The organism is Paraburkholderia sp. BR13439 (genome assembly GCF_040948805.1).
In the GTDB taxonomy this organism is placed as follows: Bacteria; Pseudomonadota; Gammaproteobacteria; order Burkholderiales; family Burkholderiaceae; genus Paraburkholderia; species Paraburkholderia youngii.
This window is the reverse complement of the sequence record NZ_JBFPKN010000008.1, coordinates 194,039-207,943: the sequence shown is the minus strand read 5'-3', so window position 1 is coordinate 207,943 and position 13,905 is coordinate 194,039. Positions and strand designations below refer to the sequence as shown.

Below are 13,905 nucleotides of genomic sequence, written 5' to 3'. Positions count from 1 at the left end.
AGGGCTGCGGTTCCGACCGCGATCAAACGCGGATTTGCGAATACTCAGGAGGCAATCAATGAGCTGGACTCGGGAACAGAGAAACGTCACGATCGCCGCCTATCTAGGCTGGACGCTCGACGCATTCGATTTCTTTCTGATGGTGTTCGTATTGAAAGATATCGCGCAGGAATTCAATACGGACATTCCGTCGGTCGCGGTCGCGATCATGCTGACCCTGATGATGCGCCCGCTCGGCGCATTGATTTTTGGCTGGCTCGCCGACAAATACGGCCGCCGTCCAACGCTGATGATCAACATCGGGTGCTTCTCGTTGCTCGAACTGCTGTCCGGTCTGTCGCCCAACCTGATGACGCTGCTCGTGCTGCGCGCGCTGTTCGGTATCGCGATGGGCGGCGAATGGGGTGTCGGCGGCGCGCTGACCATGGAAACCGTGCCGCCGAAATCTCGCGGCATCGTCTCGGGTCTGCTGCAGGCCGGTTATCCGAGCGGCTATCTGCTCGCGTCGATCGTGTTCGGCGTGTTCTATCAATACATCGGCTGGCGCGGCATGTTCTTCGTCGGCGTGCTGCCGGCGCTGCTGGTGCTGTACATTCGCGCGCACGTGCCGGAGTCGCCCGCGTTCCAGACGCTCGAAAAGAAGGTACGTCCGGGCCTCGTCGCGACGCTCAAGCAGAACATCGGCCTGTCGATCTACGCGATCATCCTGATGACCGCGTTCAACTTCTTCTCGCACGGCTCGCAGGATCTGTATCCGACTTTCCTGCGCGTCCAGCTCAAGTTCAATCCGCACACGGTGTCGTGGATCACGATCGTCCTGAACATCGGCGCGATCTGTGGGGGTCTGTTCTTCGGCTGGGCATCGGAGAAAATCGGCCGCAAGCGCGCGATCTTCATCGCCGCGCTGATCGCGCTGCCGGTGCTGCCGGTATGGGCGTTCTCGACCACGCCGTTTCTGCTCGCGCTCGGCGCATTCCTGATGCAGATCTCGGTGCAAGGCGCGTGGGGCGTGATTCCGGTGCACCTGAACGAAATCTCGCCCGATGAAATCCGCGCGACCTTCCCCGGTCTCGTGTACCAGCTGGGCAATCTGATCGCGTCGGTCAACGGTCCGATGCAATCGAAGATCGCCGAGATGCACGACAACAACTACGCACTCGTGATGGCGGTCGTAATCGGCATCGTCGCGATCGTGATCTGCGCGCTGATTCCGTTCAGCCGCGAGCGCCGCGGCATCGACATGACGCAGTCCGCGCGCGAGATCGTCGGCGCGGGATCGACGGGCGGCGCGGTCGGAGGACAGCGCATATAACCGCTTCGGGCGTTCGAATCAACGCCTCGCGCCCATCAAATCGCAACGCAATACGAGGCCGTTCCGATTCGCCCGGAACGGCCTTTTCATTTCCGACGCGTTATCACGAGCCGCACCTCGCAAGCACGGCTTTCGTCAGATCTTCTAGAGGAGTTAATCGACCCCGCTCCTTGCTCGCACCGTCCCTCCTTTTTTATCCTGCAAAAAACGATTGTTTCAAATATCAATTTGAATCGCGTGTTTGCGAGCCGGCGGCGCCGGCAACTGGGAGACGCAACATGGCAGTTCGCACCACGGGCCGGCATGCCGGCGATACCAAGTCACGCATTCTCGACGCCGCGGAGACGCTGTTCATCGAATGCGGTTATGAGGCGCTGTCGCTGCGCCAGATCACTTCGCGCGCCGAAGTCAATCTCGCGGCGGTCAACTATCACTTCGGCCACAAGGAATCGCTGATTCATTCGATGCTGTCGCGCCGGCTCGATCCGCTGAACGAGGAGCGCGTGAAGCTCATCGACCGCTTCGACGCGATGCTCGGCGCGCGCCTGAGCTGCGAGCACGTGCTCGGCGCGATGTTCATTCCGGCTCTGCGTCTGTCGCGCGATCCGCGTGTCGGCGGCAAAGCGTTCCTGCGCCTGCTCGGGCGTGCGTACACCGATCCGTCGTCGTTCATCCGCGCCTTTCTGAACGCGCATTACGAGTCGGTGGCGATGCGCTTCTTCGACGCGTTCCAGCGCGCGCTGCCGCATCTGCCGCGCGAGGAGCTCGGCTGGCGGCTGCATTTCGCGATCGGCGCGCTGTCGGGCGTGCTCGCCGGCACCGATACCGACAGCCTGATTGGCGAGTTCTCGCAAGGCAAGCCGATGAACGATCTGCAGCTGATCGCACGCCTCGCGTCGCTGATCGTCGCCACGCTGAAGGCGCCGCTGCCGGACGGCACGCAACTGGCCGCATTCGCGGCGGTGCTCGGCGATGCAACCGACGACCACGGCGCGCCCGGCACGTTAGCTAGTGCGCACCGAGACACCAGCGGCGAGGCGGCTGCGTGCGCCGCGGCATGTGACGCATAGCGCGGCTCACAGGTGGCCCGGCGATTGCATCACCACAGAAAAGGCAGCGAGGAAATCAGCAGAGCGCGAGCGGTCCGCGCCCGTGGGACGCACTCGCACGCAGCATCGACAGAGGAGGAAGCATCATGCCGTGGTTCATCCTGGCGCTCGTCGTCGCCGCAATTGCTCTCGTCTACGTTCACGCGCGCGCCTCGTGGTGGCTCGCGGCGCTGATCGTCTGGGTCGCGGCCGCGTACCTGAGCGGCGCGGCCGGCCCGCTGCTGACGACCCTGCTCGCGATCGTGTTCGTGCTCCCCGCCCTCGTGCTGACGATCAAGCCGCTGCGCCGCGCATGGCTCGCGAAACCGGTGCTCGACACGTTCCGCAAGATCCTGCCTGAGATGTCGCCGACCGAGCGCGACGCGATCGAAGCCGGCACGGTGTGGTGGGACGCCGAACTGTTCTCGGGCCGCCCGCACTGGGACACGCTGCTCGGCTACGGCCCTGCCACGCTCAGCGCCGAAGAGCAGGCGTTTCTCGACGTCGAATGCGAGCAGCTGTGCGACCTCGCGAACGACTGGGAAACCACGATGGTCTGGCAGGACCTGTCGCCGCAAACGTGGCAGTTCATCAAGCAGCACGGCTTTCTCGGCATGATCATTCCGAAGCAGTACGGCGGCAAACAGTTCTCCGCGTACGCGCATTCGCAGGTGATCATGAAGCTCGCGACGCGCTGCACGGCCGCCGCGGTCTCGGTGATGGTGCCGAACTCGCTCGGCCCCGCCGAGCTGCTGATGCGCTACGGCACCGACGCGCAGAAGAATCACTATCTGCCGCGTCTCGCGCGCGGCGAGGAAATCCCCTGCTTCGCGCTGACGAGCCCGTATGCCGGTTCCGACGCCGCTGCGATTCCCGATGTCGGCATCGTCTGCAACGGCATGCACGAGGGTCGCGAGACGCTCGGCTTTCGCGTCACGTGGGACAAGCGCTACATCACGCTCGGGCCGATCGCGACCGTGCTCGGCCTCGCGTTCCGCGCGCTCGATCCCGACCATCTGCTCGGCGCGAACGACGAACCCGGCATCACCTGCGCGCTGATTCCGACCAACCATCCGGGCGTGAATATCGGCCGCCGTCACTGGCCGTTGAACGCGGTGTTCCAGAACGGCCCGAACTCGGGCAAGGACGTGTTCATTCCGCTCGACTGGGTGATCGGCGGACGCGCGCAGGTCGGCAACGGCTGGCGCATGCTGATGGAGTGTCTGGCAGCGGGCCGCGCGATCTCGCTGCCGTCGTCGAATGTCGGGATGGCGAAGGTCGCGGTCCGCAGCACCGGCGCGTACGCGGCGATTCGCCGCCAGTTCCGCGCCGCCGTCGGCAAGTTCGAGGGCGTGCAGGAAGCGCTCGGCCGCATGGGCGGCAACCTGTACGTGATGGACGCCGCACGCCGCCTGTCCGCGCTGGCGGTCGATCTCGGCGAAAAGCCGTCGGTCATTTCGGCGATCGCCAAATATCACATCACCGAGCGCGCGCGCAGCGTCATCAACGACGGCATGGACGTCGTCGCCGGCAAGGGTATTTGCATGGGGCCGTCGAATTTTCTGGCGCGCGCGTATCAGCAGATGCCGATCTCGATCACCGTCGAAGGCGCGAACATTCTGACGCGCTGCCTGATCATCTTCGGCCAGGGCGCGGTCCGCTGCCACCCGTACGTGCTGAAGGAAATGACGGCGACGCGCGAGCCCGATCGCGCGAAGGCCTTGCGCGAATTCGACGCGGCCTTCTTCGGTCACGTGAACTTCACGGTATCGACCGTGCTACGCAGCGCCGTGTATGGGCTGACCGGCGGCGCGCTGATCGTGAAGCCGCGCCGCGCGTATGCGCCGCTGCAGGCGTACTACCGCGCGGCAACGCGTCTGTCGACCGTGTTCGCGCTGCTCGCCGACGTGTCGATGCTGATGCTCGGCGGCGATCTGAAGCGCCGTGAACGCATCTCGGGACGCCTCGGCGACGTGCTGTCGCAACTGTTCCTGATCTCGGCCACGCTGAAGCGTTTCGAGGACGACGGGCGTCAGCGGGACGACCTGCCGCTCGTGCGCTGGGGCGTCGAGGATGCGCTGTACAAGGCGCAGCATGCGCTCGACGGCGTGCTCGCGAACTATCCGAACCGGCTCGCCGCGACGCTCGTGCGCGTGCTTGCGTTCCCGTTCGGCCTGCCGCATCGCGAGCCGTCGGACCGCCTCGGCAGCGAGATCGCCGAACTGATGCAGACGCCCGGCGCCGCGCGCGAGCGGCTCGTCGCCGATTCTTACGTGCCGCATCCCGACGTCGACGCGCTCGGCTACGGCGAGCTCGTGTTCGCGCTGAATCCGCAGTTCACGCTAATCGAGCACAAGCTGCGCGACGCGGTCAAACAGGGCCTGCTCGAACCGCTGCCGCAAAGCCTGCCGCAGCTCGCCGCATGGACCGATGCGGCGCAACGCCATGGCCTGATCGACGCCGACGAGCGGCGCGTACTCGACGACTACGCGCGCTACGGCGCGCAGGTCGTCAAGGTCGACGATTTCCCCGCCGACTTCGACCTGCTCGCGAGCTTGCAACAGCGCAAGCAGGCGCTCGAAAAGGCGCTGGATCTGGCGGCCTGACGCGCGCGCTCACGCAGAAAAAACTACCGATGCGGCGCGGCAAACCGTACCCGAGTCACGCAACTCAAGGCACACTGACACACGTCCGGCACCCCTGAAACATCGATGGGGCTGCCCGAAGCGCGTCCAGTGGAGCAACCGATAACATGAACGACTCCTACCTGAAGTTCGTCAACTCGCCGTTCGGCGGCCGTCTCGCGCGCTCGCTCGGCCTGCCGAAGCCCGAGGTGCTGCGACGCTACCGCGCGGACCGGCCCGAGTTCGACGGTCTGATCGCGATCGGCGCGGGCCGCGAGCCGCGCCTGTTCGACGCGCTCGCGAGTCTGATCGCCAGCATCGGCATGACGAGCGTCGCGCACGAAAGCGCCGGGCTGTGGGTGCCGCTCGCCACTCGCCACGGCCTGATGACCGGCCGCTTCGAGCCGGCCGAAGCCGGTGCGCCGGGCAAGCTCGCCGCGCTGCTGTTCGATGCGAGCGGTATCGACGACAGCAGCCAGTTCCAACCGCTGCACGGCTTTTTCCACGACACGCTGCGCTCGCTCGGCAAGTGCGGGCGCATCGTCGTGCTGGGGCGGCCGCCCGAGGCCTGCGCGAGCCCGCGTCAGTGGACCGCCCAGCGCGCGCTCGAAGGGCTCGTGCGCTCGCTCGGCAAGGAAGCGCGTCGCGGCATCACCGCGAATCTCGTGTACGTCGAGGACGGCTCTGAAAGCGCCATCGACGCGACGCTGCGTTTCTTCCTGTCGCCACGCTCGGCCTATGTGTCGGGTCAGGTGGTGCGGATCGCGGGCAGCCGCAACGGAGCGCCGCCGCCCCATGCGCCCGCGTTCGACTGGCGCCAGCCGCTCGCCGGGAAGCGTGCGCTCGTCACGGGCGCCGCGCGCGGCATCGGCGCTGCTATCGCGAGCGTGCTTGCGGCCGAGGGCGCGCATGTGATCGGCGTCGACATTCCGTCCGCCCGCGACGCGCTCGATGCAACGACGCGTCAGCTGAACGGCAGCGCGCTCGCGTTCGACATTGCCGCGCCCGAAGCACCCGCGCAGATCGCAGCGGCGCTCGATGAGCTCGGCGTCGACATCGTCGTGCACAACGCCGGCATCACGAAGGACAAGACCATCGCGAGGATGACCGACGCCGCGTGGCAAAGCGTGATCGACATCAATCTGAGCGCGCAGGAGCGCATCGACGACGCGCTGCTCGCGGGCGGCATCCTGCGCGACGGCGGGCGCATCGTCGCGGTGTCGTCGATCAGCGGCATCGCGGGCAATCCCGGCCAGACCAACTATGCGACCTCGAAGGCCGGCGTGATCGGCCGGGTGCAGAGCATGGCGCCGCAACTGCGCGCGCGCGGCATCACGATCAACGCGGTCGCGCCCGGCTTCATCGAAACGCAGATGACCGCGAAAATGCCGCTCGCGCTCCGCGAGGCCGGCCGCCGCATGAACTCGATGAGCCAGGGCGGCCAGCCCGTCGACGTCTCGCAGACCATCGCGTGGCTCGCGCATCCGGGCTCGGCCGGCGTGACGGGCCAGGTCGTGCGCGTGTGCGGTCAAAGCCTGATTGGCGCCTGAACGGGAGCATGGCTATGGACGAACCGCGTGATCCGTTCGGCAGCCGTCAGCTCGCACCCGCGCCGGGCGGCGACGGCGCGCGGCCGAAAACCGTCGTGATCGAAACACTGCCCGCGCCGGCGAAGCTGTACGGGCGCGCGCTGACGGGCATCGTCAAGCGCGGCCGCGAATCGCGGCTGCCGCCGTTGCGGCTCGTGCGCCCCGCCGTCGTGCTCGAGCCCGGCCCCGCGTGGCCCTATGCGCGCGTGTGCGGCTTCATCCCCGAGCACGGCGTGCCGCTCACCTACCCGCATCTGCTCGCGTTTCCGCTGCATCTGCTGATGCTGACCGACCCCGCGTTTCCGTGGTCCGCGCTCGGTCTCGTGCATCTGGCCAATCACGTGCGGCTGCGCCGGCCGCTCGCCTACAAGGATCTGTTGCGCATCGAGGTCGAATTCGGCGCGCTGCTGCGTCACGACAAGGGTCAGGCGTTCGTCGTGCATACGCGCATCTATCGACGCGGCGAGGCGGTGTGGGACGGCGACAGCATCTATCTGAAGCGCGCGGTGCCGGCGCTCGGCCATCCGCTCGAAGCGCTGACGCTCGGCCCCGACGCGCTGCAACGGATCGCGCGCTGGCAGCTCGCGCCGCAACTGGGCCGCGACTACGCGAGCGTGTCCGGCGACTACAACCCGATCCACCTCAGCGCGTTGTCGGCGAAGGCGTTCGGCTTTCCGCGCGCGATCGCGCATGGCATGTGGACGCTTGCGCGCGCCGCGTCGTCGCTGCAGCCGCCGAAGCCGCTCGCCGAAGCGACGCTCGCCGCCGAGTTCAAGCTGCCGATGCTGCTGCCCGGCGAAGCGTCGCTGTGGAGCGCCTCGCCTTCGCTGCTCGAGCGCGATCTCGAGGTGCGCGATATCGCCGGGGTCAAGCCGCATTTGCGCGCGCGCATGCAGTGGCGGCTGCTGTGAGCCGCGAGCGCGCCGTTCGTAGCGTTTGCATCGTTTGCTTCCACCAATAATCTGGGTACGACCCAAGGAGCCGAGCATGTCCCACCCGCAACCCGCCGTGCGCCGCGTCGCCGTCATCGGGGGCAACCGGATTCCGTTTGCGCGCTCGAACACCGCGTACGCGAGCGCATCGAATCAGGACATGCTGACCTTCACGCTGCAAGGGCTGGTCGATCGCTACGACCTGCACGGCGTGCGTCTCGGCGAAGTCGCGGCAGGCGCGGTGATCAAGCATTCGCGCGACTTCAACCTGACGCGCGAGTCCGTGCTGTCCACCACGCTCGCGAAGGAAACCCCCGCCTACGACGTGCAGCAGGCCTGCGGTACCGGCCTCGAAGCCGCGATCCTCGTCGCCAATAAGATCGCGCTCGGGCAGATCGACGCGGGCATCGCGGGCGGCGTCGATACCACGTCCGATGCGCCGATCGGCGTCAACGAGCGGATGCGCAAGATCCTGCTCGAAGCGAATCGCGGCAAGAGCACCGGGCAACGTGTTGCCGCGCTCAGCAGGCTGCGGCCCGGCATGTTCTTCAAGCCGCTGTTGCCGCGCAACGTCGAGCCGCGCACGGGGCTGTCGATGGGCGAGCATTGCGAGCTGATGGCCAAGCGCTGGAACATCTCGCGCGAGGCGCAGGACGTGCTCGCGTACGAGAGCCATCGCAAGCTCGCCGATGCGTACGCGCGCGGCTTCGTCAACGATCTGATGACGCCGTACAAAGGCCTCGCGCGCGACAACAACCTGCGCGCCGACCTGTCGCTCGAAAAGCTGTCGAATCTGAAGCCGGTGTTCGACCGCGACGCCGGCACGCTGACCGCCGGCAACTCGACGCCGCTGACCGACGGCGCATCCGCGGTACTGCTCGCGAGCGAAGCATGGGCGGCCGAGCGCGGCTTGCCGGTGCTCGCGTATCTGAGCTGGTCGGAAACCGCGGCGGTCGACTTTTTCGACAAGCAGGAAGGCCTGTTGATGGCGCCCGCCTACGCGGTGCCGCGCATGCTCGCGCGCGCCGGCCTCGCGTTGCAGGACTTCGATTTCTATGAAATCCATGAAGCATTCGCGGCCCAGGTGTTGTGCACGCTCGCGGCATGGCAGGATGACGAATATTGCCGCACGCAGCTTGGCCTCGCCGGCGCGCTCGGGTCGATCGATCGCACGAAGCTCAACGTGAACGGCGGTTCGCTCGCGACCGGCCATCCGTTTGCGGCGACGGGCGGACGTATCGTCGCCGCGCTCGCGAAGATGCTGGCGCAACTCGACAAACCGGCTGGCGGCGCACGCGGGCTGATCTCGATCTGCGCGGCGGGCGGCCAGGGGGTCGTCGCGATTCTGGAACGCTAGCGCGGCAGCGGATACCAACATCTCAGGAGCAACCGATGATCGAGCCCACCCAGGCGCCGCAGCACGTGCCGGATCCAGGCGGCACTCAGGTGCCAAACCCGGTGCCAAACCCGGTGCCAAACCCGGCGCCAAGCCCGGCGCCAAGCCCCGCGCCGAACACCGACGGCATCTGGTATGCGTCCTACCCGGACGACGTGCCGCGCGACATCGACGTCACGCAATACGAATCGCTCGATCAGTTCTTCGACGAATGCACCGCGCAGTTCCGCGAGCGCGTCGCGTACGTCAGCGTCGGCGCGAGCCTGACGTACGGCGAGCTGGCCCGCAAGGCGTGCGCGTTCGCGGCCTACCTGCAAAGCATCGGCGTGGAGCCCGGCGAGCGCGTCGCGATCATGCTGCCTAACACGTTCCAGTATCCGGTCGCGCTGTTCGGCACCATCAAGTCGGGGGCCGTAGTCGTCAACGTGAATCCGCTCTATACGGTGCGCGAACTCGCGCACCAGCTAAAGGACAGCGGCGCGCAGACGATCGTCGTGTTCGAAAACTTCGCGAAGACGCTCGAAGACGCCTTGCCCGGCACCAGGGTGCGCAACTTGATCGTGACCGGCCTCGGCGATCTGCTCGCCGACGGCATGAATCTGAAAGGCCACCTGCTCAATTTCATGCTGCGTCACGTGAAAAAGATGGTGCCCGCGTACACGCTGCCGCAGGCGGTGCCGCTGCTCAAAGCACTTTCGATCGGTTACGCGCGGCCGCACACGCCGGTTCGCGCGAGCCACGAAGACATCGCGTTCCTGCAATACACGGGCGGCACCACCGGCGTCGCGAAAGGCGCGATGCTCACGCACCGGAACATCATCGCCAATCTGTTGCAGGCGAAGGCGTGGGCCGCGGGGCAACTGTCCGGCGAAGGAGAAACGGTGCTCACGCCTCTGCCGCTTTATCACATCTACTCGCTGACCGTGAACGCGCTGATCTTCATGGGGCTTGGCGGGCGCAACATCCTGATCGCGAATCCGCGCGACATGAAGCGCGTGATGATGATCCTGCGCCACGAAAAATTCACCGGCATGACCGCGGTCAACACGCTCTATAACGCGTTCCTCGACAACGAGGAATTCTGCCGGCGCGACTTCTCGGACCTGAAGCTCGCGATGGCGGGCGGCATGGCGACGCAGAAGAGCGTCGCGGAGCGCTTCAAGGCGGTGACGGGCAAGCCCATCGTCGAAGGCTACGGGCTGACCGAGTGCTCGCCGATCGTGTCGATGAATCCGGTCGATCTGCGCGACTTCGAAGGCTCGATCGGCTTGCCCGCGCCGTCCACGCAGGTGCGCTTCAGGAAAGACGACGGCAGCTGGGCCAATATCGGCGAGGCGGGCGAGCTGTGCGTGAAGGGCCCGCAGGTGATGAAGGGCTACTGGAACCGCCCCGACGAAACCGCGAAGGTGATCGACGACGACGGCTGGCTCGCAACCGGCGACATCGGCGTAATGGACTCGCGCGGCTTTATCCGTCTGATCGATCGCAAGAAGGACATGATCCTCGTGTCGGGCTTCAACGTGTATCCGAACGAAATCGAGGATGTGATCGCCGCGCATCCGGACGTGCGCGAAGTGGCGGCGATCGGCGTGCCCGATCCCGCGCAGGGCGAGCGCGTGAAGGTGTTCATCGTTCGGCGCACGCCGACACTGACCGCCGAGCAGGTGATCGCGTACTGCCGCAAGAATCTGACTGGCTACAAGGTGCCGAAGCTCGTGGAGTTTCGCGACGAGCTGCCGCAAACCAATGTCGGGAAAATTCTGCGCCGTGCGTTGCGCGACGAGGAACTCGCGAAACAGGGGTCTGCCTGACGGGAATAAGCATTGCTGCAATGCGTTATAGCTTTGTTGCTTGGCGTTATTGCCTTGCATGTTGCATGAGCGGCCGCGTCACTTTCTGGAGAAATTCATGAAGCACCGCATGTCCGCCCGTTCGCATCGTCTGCGACCCCGCTTGCGACCCCGCTTTCTGCCGGGTGCGCTGCTCGTCATGCTCGCCCTGCTTTCGGCACCGATGGCGTTCGCGCAGAACGACGACCGTCCGCCCCCGCTCGACACCGCGAGCGCCGTCAAGCCGCCCACCACGCCGCCCGCGCAGGTCGGCAAGCTGACGCTCGACCAGCAGGTCAAATGGCTGCGTGCCGCGCAGCAAAGCGGCACGCTCGAAAAACTCGACGACGCGCAACTGGTCGCGCTGTTCAAATCGCTCGATCCGCTGACGCTGCCGCGCTATATCAAGGAAGGGCCGAACGGCTACCCGTCGTACGAGTTCACGATGTCGCGCTCCGAGCGCATTCGCGGCATCTGGCCCGACAAGCCCGATCACATGCTCGTGCGCGTCGCGCACGACCCGCTGCGCATCTACGCCAAGTGGCTGCCCGACGGCGCGCACGCGGGCCAGGAAATCATCTACGACGAGTCGAAACGCAGCGACGAAACGTTCGGCCACCTCGGCGGCATCATGAACGTGATGCCGTTGTGGACGTCGCTGACCGGCGCGCTCGCACGCTCGCAATCGAATCACAGCGTGCGCGATCTCGGCACCGAGTACGTGGCCGACCAATACCTGAATGAAGGGAAAAAATACAGCCAGACCGGCTTGCCGCGTTCGGTGCAGATCGAAGTGAAGACGATCGACGATGTGCGCGTCGTCGCGTTCACGTTCGAAACACCGGTCGGCCAGCCGCAGTTCTACGCGAAAAAGGAAACGCTCGGGCTCGATTTGCGGCATCCGTTCTTTCGCACGATCGAGTCTTATGACAACGAAGGCAAGATTTTCGAGCAGATCGTGTTCGAGAGCATCACGCCGAAGACGTTCGACGATTCGACCTTCGATCCGAGCAACAAGGACTATAAGTTCTAGCCGGGTTCTAGCCGCGCCCGCTGCGCGGCGTCAGGGCGAAGGCCACGTGGGCAGGTTGCGTAAGCAGCCCCTCGCGCGCTTCGTGACGATGCTCGACGAAGCGTCCGGTGCGCAGCGCGAGGTGTTGCAGCACGAAGTAGTCGGACGCGCGCGTGAAGCCGATCAGCGCGGGCATCGCCTGCGGGGTCCGGCCGTCGTCTAGCAGGGGCGCGAGGGTGGTGAACCACAGCGCGCCGGCATCGTCGCCGGTTTCGAAGGTCGGCAACCGCAGGTGCGCGGCATAGCGCGCGAACGACGCGCCGCATTCGAGCGTCGAGTCGACGATCGCGAACGCGCGCGCATCGTCGGCGCACGCGGCGGCTCGCGCGAGCCACGGCCATGCGCCGCCCGCTGCCGTCGCGAGCCATGCACCGGTGAGCATGAAAGTGCGTCGATCCATTGGCGTGTACGTTCCATTCACTCGTTGTTCACGCGTTGTTCATGCGCCTGTTCGCGCGCTTGTTCACGTATAGCCTCGCCGGTCGCGCCACGCCGCCGGCCAGATGCCCTGCTTGCCCGGCGCGAGAATGCCGTTCGGGTCGAGCGCATCCTTCAGCGTTTCCGCGAAGCGCAGCGACGCACCGTCGTTGAAGCTGTATTGCGCGGCCGCGAAATCCATATACGCGAGATGCGCGCGGTATTCGCCGTAGCCGGCCGCGCGCGCGTCGCTCATCAGCGAGCGCAGCAGTTCGCCGGCCTGCTCCACCTGGTTCCCGTCGTTGCGGTCGAAAATCGCCGCGAAAATGTGATGCAGATGCCGCGCACCTGCCGTGAAGCCGCCGTAGTAGTCGAAGCCGTATTCCGCGGCGCGTGCTTTGACCATCGTGTACTGGCGCATCGCGTCGCGCCCGGTCGCCGGACAGATCGGCGCGAAGTCGACGTGCGCACCCGCGCCGCCGCGCCAGTCGAGCATGCGAAACGCCGTCATCGCGGGAATGCCGGCCATGTTGCGGTCGCCGCCGCCGGTCGGCTGCGTGTCGCCCGCATAACGCGCCGCCGCGAGCCGCGCATCCGGCACCCGCGCGAACGCGCGTTCGATCAGCGCGTAGCGCGCGTCGATCAGCTCGGGCGTGCCGTATAGCGCGAAATGCAGGTTCCAGCGGCCGACGCCGAGTTTGTCGAGCATCGCCTGCAGCGCGCTCTCGGGCATCGCGCCCGCGCCGACGTACCACTGCCGGCGTGGCGACAGGCCCGCCGCGCGCCGCAAGCCGCCCTCGATCACCGCGTGATTGCGGATCGTGCCGTCGAGCCGCAACGGCCGCAGAGTCTCGACGATCGCCTCCAGATCGGCCTCGCGGCGAAACTGGATTTCGCCGAGCAGATACGCGGGCGGTGCGGGCATCAGCCACACGCCGAGCTTCGTCACGATGCCGTAGTTCGACTGCATGAACAGCGCATCGAACGACGGCCCGTAGCCCGGCCGATACAGCTGCCACGCAGTGCCGATCTCGACGCCGCCCATGCCGGTGCGCAGCAGGTCGCCGTTGGCGAGCATCACCTCCATTCCGCATTGCGCGGCCGCGTGGTCGCCGTAGTCGGTATAGCCGAAGCCGCGCTCGAGCGTATTGCCGACCACGCTGCCCCAGCCGGCGGCCGGTGGATCGATCCACAGCTTGTAGCCCTTGTCGCGCAGATGCGCGTACAGATCGAAATAACTGACGCCGGGCTCGACGAGCGCATAGGCGAGCGTTTCATTCACTTCGAGGATGCGGTTCATGCGCTGCAAGTCGAGCACGACCGACCCGGTCAGACGCGGCGCGGCGCCGCCGTACGCGAAGTTGCGCCCGGTCGACACCGTCCACAGTGGAATCCGGTACTGATTGGCGATGCGCAGCACCGCGCGGATTTCATCGACCGACGCGGGCAGCACCGCGGCGCTCGCGGCGAACGCACCCGGCTCGCCGGGCGCGAACGGATCGATATAGACGGCGAGGCCGGCGTCGGAACTCAGCACGTGCGCGTCCCCGACGATCGCGCGCCAGCCGGCAAGCGCACGGTCGAACTGCGCGGCGCTCAGGTTGGGCGGCAGCGTCTGGGGCAAGGCGTCTCCTTGTCGGTCGGGT

10 protein-coding genes are annotated in these 13,905 nt (G+C 66.3%); 8 read left to right on the top strand and 2 right to left on the bottom strand.

What is annotated here, in order from left to right; translation table 11 throughout:
• The first annotated feature begins 58 nt into the window (after positions 1-58).
• The 8 genes from AB3X96_RS18180 to AB3X96_RS18145 all read left to right on the top strand — a co-directional run bounded on the left by AB3X96_RS18180 (position 59) and on the right by AB3X96_RS18145 (position 11,803).
• Positions 59-1,312, top strand: coding sequence for an MFS transporter (locus AB3X96_RS18180; RefSeq protein WP_368590757.1), 1,254 nt, complete (start codon positions 59-61; stop codon positions 1,310-1,312).
• Between the two features lie 278 nt (positions 1,313-1,590).
• Positions 1,591-2,382 (top strand): TetR/AcrR family transcriptional regulator, encoded by a 792-nt coding sequence (locus AB3X96_RS18175; protein WP_368590756.1) that lies wholly within the window; start codon positions 1,591-1,593, stop codon positions 2,380-2,382.
• Positions 2,383-2,507: 125 nt separating this feature from the next.
• Entirely contained in the window at positions 2,508-5,006 is a 2,499-nt protein-coding gene (locus tag AB3X96_RS18170; RefSeq protein WP_368590755.1) for an acyl-CoA dehydrogenase, read from the top strand.
• Between the two features lie 146 nt (positions 5,007-5,152).
• Positions 5,153-6,574: a 3-oxoacyl-ACP reductase gene (locus AB3X96_RS18165; protein WP_368590754.1), complete on the top strand. Its 1,422-nt coding sequence runs from the start codon at positions 5,153-5,155 to the stop codon at positions 6,572-6,574.
• Between the two features lie 14 nt (positions 6,575-6,588).
• Positions 6,589-7,524: a MaoC/PaaZ C-terminal domain-containing protein gene (locus AB3X96_RS18160; RefSeq protein ID WP_368590753.1), complete on the top strand. Its 936-nt coding sequence runs from the start codon at positions 6,589-6,591 to the stop codon at positions 7,522-7,524.
• A 76-nt stretch (positions 7,525-7,600) separates the two neighbouring features.
• Positions 7,601-8,902 carry an acetyl-CoA C-acetyltransferase gene (locus AB3X96_RS18155; protein ID WP_176365773.1) on the top strand — a complete coding sequence of 434 codons (1,302 nt, stop codon included), beginning with the start codon at positions 7,601-7,603 and terminating at the stop codon, positions 8,900-8,902.
• Between the two features lie 35 nt (positions 8,903-8,937).
• Positions 8,938-10,752 (top strand): AMP-binding protein, encoded by a 1,815-nt coding sequence (locus tag AB3X96_RS18150; protein ID WP_368590752.1) that lies wholly within the window; start codon positions 8,938-8,940, stop codon positions 10,750-10,752.
• Positions 10,753-10,849: 97 nt separating this feature from the next.
• Entirely contained in the window at positions 10,850-11,803 is a 954-nt protein-coding gene (locus AB3X96_RS18145; protein ID WP_368590751.1) for a DUF1571 domain-containing protein, read from the top strand.
• 7 nt (positions 11,804-11,810) lie between these two features.
• Here AB3X96_RS18145 and AB3X96_RS18140 read toward each other — a convergent pair whose 3' ends face one another.
• Together AB3X96_RS18140 and AB3X96_RS18135 are read right to left on the bottom strand one after the other, a co-directional pair.
• Positions 11,811-12,242, bottom strand: a complete 432-nt coding sequence (locus tag AB3X96_RS18140; RefSeq protein WP_368590750.1) for a hypothetical protein — start codon at positions 12,240-12,242, stop codon at positions 11,811-11,813.
• Between the two features lie 63 nt (positions 12,243-12,305).
• Positions 12,306-13,883, bottom strand: a complete 1,578-nt coding sequence (locus tag AB3X96_RS18135) for an FAD-binding protein (RefSeq protein WP_368590749.1) — start codon at positions 13,881-13,883, stop codon at positions 12,306-12,308.
• Positions 13,884-13,905 lie beyond the last annotated feature (22 nt).

What these genes read in the sequence shown, in the direction of transcription:
- AB3X96_RS18180 (WP_368590757.1), top strand. Translation starts at nt 59, where the DNA reads ATGAGCTGGACTCGGGAACAGAGAAACGTCACGATCGCCGCCTATCTA.
- AB3X96_RS18175 (WP_368590756.1), top strand. Translation starts at nt 1,591, where the DNA reads ATGGCAGTTCGCACCACGGGCCGGCATGCCGGCGATACCAAGTCACGC.
- AB3X96_RS18170 (WP_368590755.1), top strand. Translation starts at nt 2,508, where the DNA reads ATGCCGTGGTTCATCCTGGCGCTCGTCGTCGCCGCAATTGCTCTCGTC.
- AB3X96_RS18165 (WP_368590754.1), top strand. Translation starts at nt 5,153, where the DNA reads ATGAACGACTCCTACCTGAAGTTCGTCAACTCGCCGTTCGGCGGCCGT.
- AB3X96_RS18160 (WP_368590753.1), top strand. Translation starts at nt 6,589, where the DNA reads ATGGACGAACCGCGTGATCCGTTCGGCAGCCGTCAGCTCGCACCCGCG.
- AB3X96_RS18155 (WP_176365773.1), top strand. Translation starts at nt 7,601, where the DNA reads ATGTCCCACCCGCAACCCGCCGTGCGCCGCGTCGCCGTCATCGGGGGC.
- AB3X96_RS18150 (WP_368590752.1), top strand. Translation starts at nt 8,938, where the DNA reads ATGATCGAGCCCACCCAGGCGCCGCAGCACGTGCCGGATCCAGGCGGC.
- AB3X96_RS18145 (WP_368590751.1), top strand. Translation starts at nt 10,850, where the DNA reads ATGAAGCACCGCATGTCCGCCCGTTCGCATCGTCTGCGACCCCGCTTG.
- AB3X96_RS18140 (WP_368590750.1), bottom strand. Translation starts at nt 12,242, where the DNA reads ATGGATCGACGCACTTTCATGCTCACCGGTGCATGGCTCGCGACGGCA.